This window comes from Sinorhizobium fredii USDA 205 (genome assembly GCF_001461695.1).
Taxonomy (GTDB): Bacteria; Pseudomonadota; Alphaproteobacteria; order Rhizobiales; family Rhizobiaceae; genus Sinorhizobium; species Sinorhizobium fredii.
This window is the reverse complement of record NZ_AUTC01000171.1, coordinates 25,805-33,214: the sequence shown is the minus strand read 5'-3', so window position 1 is coordinate 33,214 and position 7,410 is coordinate 25,805. Positions and strand designations below refer to the sequence as shown.

General features: G+C 61.4%; 9 protein-coding genes. 2 read left to right on the top strand and 7 right to left on the bottom strand.

Annotated features, from left to right (window positions below; translation table 11 throughout):
• The first annotated feature begins 227 nt into the window (after window positions 1-227).
• Entirely contained in the window at window positions 228-410 is a 183-nt protein-coding gene (locus N181_RS25220; protein ID WP_037394307.1) for a hypothetical protein, read from the top strand.
• Window positions 411-553: 143 nt separating this feature from the next.
• Window positions 554-1,537, top strand: coding sequence for an acyl-CoA dehydrogenase family protein (locus N181_RS25215; protein ID WP_037394310.1), 984 nt, complete (start codon window positions 554-556; stop codon window positions 1,535-1,537).
• A 7-nt stretch (window positions 1,538-1,544) separates the two neighbouring features.
• Here the strand turns inward: N181_RS25215 and N181_RS25210 are convergent, their stop codons facing one another.
• From N181_RS25210 to N181_RS25180, 7 genes are all read right to left on the bottom strand, one after another.
• Window positions 1,545-2,000: an RrF2 family transcriptional regulator gene (locus N181_RS25210; protein WP_037394313.1), complete on the bottom strand. Its 456-nt coding sequence runs from the start codon at window positions 1,998-2,000 to the stop codon at window positions 1,545-1,547.
• Window positions 2,001-2,250: 250 nt separating this feature from the next.
• Window positions 2,251-2,598, bottom strand: a complete 348-nt coding sequence (locus N181_RS25205) for a cytochrome C oxidase subunit IV family protein (RefSeq protein ID WP_037394315.1) — start codon at window positions 2,596-2,598, stop codon at window positions 2,251-2,253.
• 10 nt (window positions 2,599-2,608) lie between these two features.
• The gene (locus N181_RS25200) at window positions 2,609-3,331 is read right to left on the bottom strand and encodes a heme-copper oxidase subunit III family protein (RefSeq protein WP_037394318.1); all 723 of its coding nucleotides are present in this window, start codon (window positions 3,329-3,331) and stop codon (window positions 2,609-2,611) included.
• Window positions 3,332-3,342: 11 nt separating this feature from the next.
• Window positions 3,343-4,041: a cytochrome c oxidase subunit 3 gene (locus N181_RS25195; protein ID WP_037394321.1), complete on the bottom strand. Its 699-nt coding sequence runs from the start codon at window positions 4,039-4,041 to the stop codon at window positions 3,343-3,345.
• A complete protein-coding gene (gene ctaD / locus N181_RS25190) occupies window positions 4,038-5,819 on the bottom strand; it encodes a cytochrome c oxidase subunit I (RefSeq protein ID WP_080577418.1) in 1,782 nt (593 codons plus the stop codon). The genes N181_RS25195 and ctaD overlap by 4 nt, the downstream gene beginning before the upstream one ends.
• Window positions 5,820-5,852: 33 nt before the next feature.
• Window positions 5,853-6,695, bottom strand: coding sequence for a cytochrome c oxidase subunit II (locus N181_RS25185; RefSeq protein ID WP_014329346.1), 843 nt, complete (start codon window positions 6,693-6,695; stop codon window positions 5,853-5,855).
• A gap of 137 nt (window positions 6,696-6,832) precedes the next feature.
• Window positions 6,833-7,219, bottom strand: coding sequence for a c-type cytochrome (locus N181_RS25180; protein ID WP_014329345.1), 387 nt, complete (start codon window positions 7,217-7,219; stop codon window positions 6,833-6,835).
• Window positions 7,220-7,410 lie beyond the last annotated feature (191 nt).

The window sequence follows — 7,410 nt, the reverse complement described above, 5'->3', positions numbered from 1 at the left end:
AAGAGGCCAAGCGTACAATGTAATGAACTTCAGTTCCAGGTGACTAGAACACGGACGAGGAGAATGGCCGCACTTTGCGCCGGTATCTGGCGTGTCGGCAGGGTCGATCGAGCCGATACGCCCAACGAGCGTATTGCACAGTTTATATCGAAATTATTGACGAATGAGCAGAATGCGGCGACACTGTGCGCCGGCTCAGCTGGGGTCTCCAACGGGAGGAATGCCGAATGCCGCTCGGTATTGTGAACTTTTCCTTCGATCTTTTCGCGCCTTGGCGCGAGCTCCGGACCCGCTCCGAGAGCGCACCCAAGAAAGCAGCCGATGAGCTAAGGACCGACACGGTCGACCGAAGCGACGAGGAGCAGGCACGCCAGCAGGCGCTGTTCTGGGGACTGTTTCCAGTTCTCTGAAGCGGGATGGCGAGCAGTGTGCACGGCCCCCCACTTGTCTCTCCAGAATCCGATCCAATCGGTCCCAGCCGCTCGCCGTCCAAATATGTCGTCGAAATCCAACTGCCGGTCTGGCCGGGCCGGCATTAGTGAGGATGCATGAGATGGGATCGATTACACATCTGCATGAGCGTCTTCGACCGGTGCCGCTTCGCATCGTCTCCGACGAAGAAGTGTTGACGGCGGCGGACGAGGTTGTGGCGCTCGGCGGCGATGCTTCCGCCACTGTCCCGGCGGACGTGCTGGTGCGGTCCGGCCTCCTGGCCATCTCCATCCCCTCCGATTTCGATGGGGCCGACGTATCGAACGGATTGATCGCCCAGGCCGTTTCGCAGATCGCCGAAGTGCATCCGGCTGCGGCCGGTGCGCTCGTCGACCATTTCCGCGCCCTCGAACTGGTCCGCAATGCGGGCAGCGAGGAACAGCGGCGCAGCATCTATTCGCATGTGGCCTCGGGGGAGAGGCTGTCGGCAGCCGACCCGGACGATCAGAGCGCAAGGCAACGCTACGTCCCCGATGGCATAGGCTTCAAATTGACCGATGCGGTCGAGGCTGCCTGCCTCGGCGAGCCGGATTGGTTCGCCATTCTGGCGTTAAACGGGGCCGAGGCGACGAGCCTGTTGCTCGTCCAGCGTGGCAGCACAGAGACCGAAGTGGTTCGTGCTGGCGAACCGGCAATCTATCGTCTCGCAGAGGCGCATGTGCCGGCCGACTCGGTGCTTGCCCTCAATCGCGATGCGCTTCTCCTCTCGCGATCGCTCGGAACGATCCTGCAGGCCGCGGTTGTCCTGGGCGAGAAGCGCCGGCAATTGGCCGTCAATTTGAACTTGTGGCGCGACGGCCGGCCTTCGGGTGAGCGGCCCTGGGACGAGCGGATCGGCCGGTTCCAGGTTGAGATCGAGACATTGGCGGCGCTGATCGATCGGGCTTCGGCCGCCCTTGACCTCGCACAGGTCAACGCCACGCCGGTCGGCATCTCGGACGTGGGCAGGCTTGCCACCACGATCGAGATCGCTTTTCCGTTGGAGCGAACGCGCGGCACCGGGCACCTGCTCGCAGAACTCGGGCGCACCCTGTTCGAAGCCTGAGGCCAGCCTATTCGCCGGCGATGAGCGCTTCCTCGACCGTCTTCGTCCGGTCCCTGGCGACGAACTGCGCAAGGGTCATGTTGTCGAGGATGGTGGCGATCGCGTCGCGGACCTCCGTCATCGACAGGCGAACCTGACAGCCGACCGGGTCGTTGCAATCATCGCAGGCCTCGAAGGCCGTCCGGCTCGCACAGCGGATGGGAGCGAGCGGTCCGTCGAGCGCGCGGATCACCTGGCCGATCATGATCTCGGAGGCGGGCTTCGACAGCGAATAACCGCCGTTCGGGCCTTTCTTCGATCGCAGAATTCCAGTGTTGCGCAGTTCCAGGAGGATCGTGTCGAGGAACTTCTTCGGAATATTGTTGCGGGTCGCGATCTCTGTCACGAACGCGGTTTCACCAGGACCAAGGCTCGCCAGATCAACAAGCGCCTTCAACCCGTACTTGCCTTTTTTCGTAAGCATTTTGGGACTCGAATGGTGTCGATCGTGCGCGTGCCGGATGGCGCGCACAGGGGATTCAGACGTCTATCATTTCTTACTAAGTAAATAGTTTTTGGCGAATTAATCCGCAAGTGAGTTTCAACGAATCTGCTACTCCATGGCGATGAATTTTGGGTCACGCACGTAAGAATCAGTGATTTGACCCGCCTTCGAACAGTCCAAATCGCCGCGGCGGCCAGAAAACGCTCTGATTTCCTTTCTCGCCCGGCAGTCAGGGCCCGGTGCCGAAGAAGGCAAGGCGGGTAAAGAGAACGTAGTTCGACTCCGAGACCATCAGCGCCACGAAAACAAGAACCAGCAGCGGCGGCAGCAGAATCGCATAGGTCAGCGCCAATCGCTCCCAGGCCATGTGCATGAACACCGCGACGATCAGGCCGGCCTTCAGCATCATGAAAATCAGGATCAGCGACCAGCGCAGATATCCCTGCAGCCCGAAATAATCGACCAGGTAGGAAAAAGCGCTGAGCACGAAGAGCAGGCCCCAGACCAAGAGGTAGAGCTTGATCGGGTGCTGCTGCTGTTCCGCATGCGCTGCAGGATGTGCCTCGGCATGAGCCATGGTGCCCTCCTCACCAGAGATAGAAGAATGCGAAGATGAATACCCAGACCAGATCGACGAAGTGCCAATAGAGCCCGGTGATCTCGACGATCTCGTAGCGACCCTTGCGGCTGGTGAAGAAGCCGCGGCGCTCCGTGTCGTAATCGCCGCGCCAGACCTTGCGGGCGACGATCAGCAGGAAGATCACGCCGATCGTGACATGGGTGCCGTGAAAGCCGGTGATCATGAAGAATGAGGAGCCGAATTGCGCCGCTCCCCAGGGATTGCCCCAGGGCCGCACGCCTTCGGAGATCAGCTTCGACCACTCGAAGGCCTGCATGCCGACGAAGGTGGCGCCAAACAGCGCGGTCACCAGCATCAGAATTGCGGTCTTCCTGCGGTCGCGGCGATAGCCGCAGTTGACCGCCATCGCCATGGTGCCGCTCGAGGAGATCAGCACGAAAGTCATGATGGCGATGAGGATCAGCGGCATATGCGTTCCGCCGATCTCGAGCGCGAAGACTTCGCTCGGGTTCGGCCAGGGAACGGTGGTGGACATCCGCGCCGCCATGTAGGCGAGCAGGAAGCAGCCGAAGACGAAGGTGTCGCTCAGGAGAAAGATCCACATCATGGCCTTTCCCCAGGAGACATTCTTGAACGTCCGCTGGTCCGAGGCCCAATCCGACGCCAGCCCAGCCAAACCGGCGGGCCGGGGAAGCGTTTCTGCAGCGGGGGTCTTGATCGGAGCAGACATTTTCAGCGTTCCTATGTCAGCAGTTGGCGGCAGAAATCGACGACGTCACTGGCCCAGCCGGAAAACAGGGCGAAGAGCACCAGCCAGACGAACAGCATGAAATGCCAGTAGATGGCGCAGAGCTCGACCGTCAGGCGCATTCGGCGGTCGAGTGGCCCGCCCCAGGCGCGGAGGGTGAGCCGGCCGAGCGCGACAAGTCCGCCGACAATGTGCAGGCCGTGCATGCCGGTCAGCAGATAAAAGAAGCTGTTGGCGGGATTTCCGGCCAAGAGATAGCCGGCCGCTGTCAATTCGCGCCAGGCGAAAAGCTGCCCGACGAGAAAGGCAAGGCCCGTCGCAAGGGCCGCGAGCAGCGCGGTCCGGGTCGCCTCGTCATTCCGCCGCTTCGTCTCCATCTTCGCCAGGTGCAGGGTGATGCTGCCAACGGCAAGAACGGCCGTATTGACCCAGAGGAGAGCGGGCAGGGGCAGAGAGCCCCAGTCGGAGGAGGCCATGCGCATGAAATAGGCGCTGATGGCAAGCGAGAAGAGCGCGCCGACGACGCCGAGGAAGACGCCGAGACCGATTTTTGCCGCCGGCAACGGCGCGCCGCTCCGGCGGTCGTAGACGTGACCGACCTCGAGCCAGGGCCGCGATGCCAGCCGCTGCTGGGCGAGCCACCAGACGATAATGGCGGCGACCAGCGCGAGGAAGATTACAGCAACGCTCATGACGACGCCTCATGGGTGACAAGCCCCGGCGTCGGTTGGTTCTGCGGGATGAAATCCTCCGCTGCACCCGGGACGCTGTAGTCGTAGGCCCAGCGATAGACGACCGGCAGCTCCTTGCCCCAGTTGCCATGCGCCGGCGGCGTCTCCGGCGTCTGCCACTCGAGCGTTGTCGCCCGCCAGGGATTGCCGCCGGCGTCCCGGCCGTGTCGTACGCTCCAGGCGAGATTGAAGAGGAAGACGATCTGGGCGGCGCCGACGATCAGCGCCATGACGCTGATGAAGGCGTTGAGGCTGTGGACGGAATCCTGCACGAACGCCATCTCGCCGAGTTCGTAGTAGCGGCGCGGCACGCCGACGAGGCCGACATAGTGCATCGGGAAAAAGATCAAATAGGCGCCGAGGAAGGTGACCCAGAAATGGATCTGGCCGAGCGCCTCGTTGAGCATGCGTCCGGTCATCTTCGGGTACCAGTGGTAGATCGCGCCGAAGATGACCATGATCGGCGCCACGCCCATGACCATGTGGAAATGCGCCACGACGAACATCGTGTCGGAGAGCGGTACGTCGACGACGACATTGCCGAGGAACAGTCCCGTCAACCCGCCATTGACGAAGGTGACGATGAAGCCGAGCGCGAAGAGCATCGGCAGGGTCAGGTGGATGTTGCCGCGCCAGAGGGTCAGCACCCAGTTGTAGACCTTGATCGCCGTCGGCACGGCGATGATCAGCGTCGTGGTGGCGAAGAAGAAGCCGAAATAGGGGTTCATCCCGCTCACATACATGTGGTGGGCCCAGACGATGAAGGAGAGGCCGCCGATGATGACAATCGCCCAGACCATCATGCGGTAGCCGAAGATGTTCTTGCGCGCATGGGTGCTGATCAGATCGGAAACGATGCCGAAGGCGGGCAGGGCGACGATGTAGACCTCCGGGTGGCCGAAGAACCAGAAGAGATGCTGGAACAGGATCGGACTGCCGCCGCCATGCTGCAACTGCTCGCCCATTTCGACGATCGCCGGCATGAAGAAGCTGGTGCCGAGCAGCCGGTCGAAGAGCATCATGACGCAGGCGACGAACAGGGCGGGGAAGGCGAGCAGCGCCATCACCGTCGCGGTGAAGATGCCCCAGACGGTCAGCGGCAGGCGCATCAGCGTCATGCCGCGGGCGCGGCCCTGGAGCACGGTGACGACGTAATTGAGGCCGCCCATGGTGAAGCCGATGATGAAGATGATCAGCGAAGCGAGCATCAGGATGATGCCCCAGTCCTTGCCGCCGGGCGTGCCGGAGAGAACCGCCTGCGGGGGATAGAGCGTCCAGCCGGCGCCGGTCGGTCCGCCGGGTGCGAAGAAGCTCGCGACCAGGACCAGCACGGCGAGCAGATAGATCCAGTAGCTCAGCATGTTGGCGTAGGGGAAGACCATGTCGCGGGCGCCGACCATCAACGGGATGAGATAGTTGCCGAAGCCGCCGAGGAAGAGCGCCGTGAGCAGGTAGATCACCATGATCATGCCGTGCATGGTGATGAATTGGTAATAGGCATCGGCATCGATAAAGTCGAACGTGCCGGGAAAGCCGAGCTGCAGGCGCATCAGCCAGGAGAGCACCAGCGCCACCATGCCGATGGCGATCGCAGTCGTCGCATATTGGATGGCGATGATCTTCGCATCCTGGCTGAAGACGTATTTCGTCCACCAGCTATGCGGATGATAAAGTTCAACATCCTCGACTTCGGGAGGCGGTAGTGCCTCGCCAATACCGGACCGGACGTCGACCATCATATGTCCTCCCAGGTTGCTACTGCACGGCGCCTCCTACTGCGCCGCTGCCGCGGCAATCGAGGTTGCCGCCGGGTTTGCTTCGGACGATGCGGATAGTTGCGAGAAACTCTGCTGCTCGGCAAGCCAGGCCTGATAGTCTTCCTCGGTATCGACCACGACGGTGCCGCGCATCTGCGGGTGACCGACGCCGCAGAGCTCCGCACAGAGAATTTCGAATGTTCCGGTGCGCGTCGGGGTGAGCCAGAAATAGGTCACCATCCCCGGCACCATGTCCATCTTGGCGCGAAATTCCGGCACGTAGAAGTCGTGCAAGACATCGACGGAGCGGAGCAGCATCTTGACCGGCTTGCCGATGGGAAGGTGAAGCTCGCCGCCCTCGATGATCAGATCGTCGAGGCTGGCGGCGTCGTTTCGGTTCAGGCCAAGCGTGTTTTCTGGGGTGATGTCGCGTGTTTCGCTCGTGCCAAGCCGTCCGTCGGCGCCGGGAAGCCGGAAGCTCCACAGCCATTGCTGACCGATCACTTCCACTTCGGTGGCATCCTGCGGGACGGTGATGAACTGGTTCCAGACGAACAGGCCGGGCGCCAGCATCGCCGCCACGCCAAGCGTGGTGCTCGTCGCCAGCCAGCCTTCGAGTTTCTTGTTCTCGGGCTCATAGGCGGCGGTGGTGCCCGGTCGATGGCGGAAACGCAGAACGCAATAGGCCATGAACAGGACCACGGCGGTAAAGGCAATGCCGGTGATCCAGAAGGTTATGATGATGGTATTGTCTATGTAATTCCAGTTTGAGGCGATCGGCGTCCACCACCAAGGACTCAACAAATGGAACAACACTGATCCGGCGGCCAACAGAACCAGAATCACTACCACCGCCATTTTCTGTCCCTCCCCGCCGCGATTGGCCGTGAGACGAATGCGCAATTCGCGGCGTTCCGATCAGAATTATTGCACGAACGGATAATACTGGCAAATCCTCGGAAAGGCGCAGAATTCTGCCTTTCCGCGGGATTCTCCTATTTGGGGTGTTGCTTGAGATAGGCAATCACATTGACGATCTCTTCGTCCTTCTTGAGGCCGGGAAAGACCATCTTGGTGCCTTTGATCTTGGCTTTGGGATTGCGGAGATATTCGTGCAATGCCGCGTCGTCCCAGACGAGCCCGCCCTTGCCCGCATCGACCATGGCTTGCGAATATTTGAAATCCGCATGCGTGCCGGCGGTCCTGCCGATAATGCCCTGCAGCGACGGACCGACCTTGTTCTGGTCCTTGTCCACGACGTGGCAGGTGGCGCATTTCTTGAAGACCGTGGCTCCGGCCTCGGCATCGCCCTCCTGGGCATGGCCGGCAACCGGACAGAGCAGGAGTGCCGAAAAAGACAGGGCAACAACAGCAATTCGCATGATACTTCCCCAATTTCGCCCGGCGCGGGGGCAAAGAAGAGTATCGTCAAATCATGGCTTTGGCGGTGCTTGCTTCTCTTCAGGAATGGCGCGCCGGGGCATTGATACTTGCGACAGGAAAGAAGCTAGTCCTCGTCGGGGAGAAGTCAATTGCTCCTTCCGGGTAGAGGCCGGCCGCCGTGCCGGGCCGG

What these genes read in the sequence shown, in the direction of transcription:
- N181_RS25195 (WP_037394321.1), bottom strand. Translation starts at nt 4,041, where the DNA reads ATGAGCGTTGCTGTAATCTTCCTCGCGCTGGTCGCCGCCATTATCGTC.
- ctaD (WP_080577418.1), bottom strand. Translation starts at nt 5,819, where the DNA reads ATGATGGTCGACGTCCGGTCCGGTATTGGCGAGGCACTACCGCCTCCC.
- N181_RS25215 (WP_037394310.1), top strand. Translation starts at nt 554, where the DNA reads ATGGGATCGATTACACATCTGCATGAGCGTCTTCGACCGGTGCCGCTT.
- N181_RS25220 (WP_037394307.1), top strand. Translation starts at nt 228, where the DNA reads ATGCCGCTCGGTATTGTGAACTTTTCCTTCGATCTTTTCGCGCCTTGG.
- N181_RS25185 (WP_014329346.1), bottom strand. Translation starts at nt 6,695, where the DNA reads ATGGCGGTGGTAGTGATTCTGGTTCTGTTGGCCGCCGGATCAGTGTTG.
- N181_RS25180 (WP_014329345.1), bottom strand. Translation starts at nt 7,219, where the DNA reads ATGCGAATTGCTGTTGTTGCCCTGTCTTTTTCGGCACTCCTGCTCTGT.
- N181_RS25200 (WP_037394318.1), bottom strand. Translation starts at nt 3,331, where the DNA reads ATGTCTGCTCCGATCAAGACCCCCGCTGCAGAAACGCTTCCCCGGCCC.
- N181_RS25210 (WP_037394313.1), bottom strand. Translation starts at nt 2,000, where the DNA reads ATGCTTACGAAAAAAGGCAAGTACGGGTTGAAGGCGCTTGTTGATCTG.
- N181_RS25205 (WP_037394315.1), bottom strand. Translation starts at nt 2,598, where the DNA reads ATGGCTCATGCCGAGGCACATCCTGCAGCGCATGCGGAACAGCAGCAG.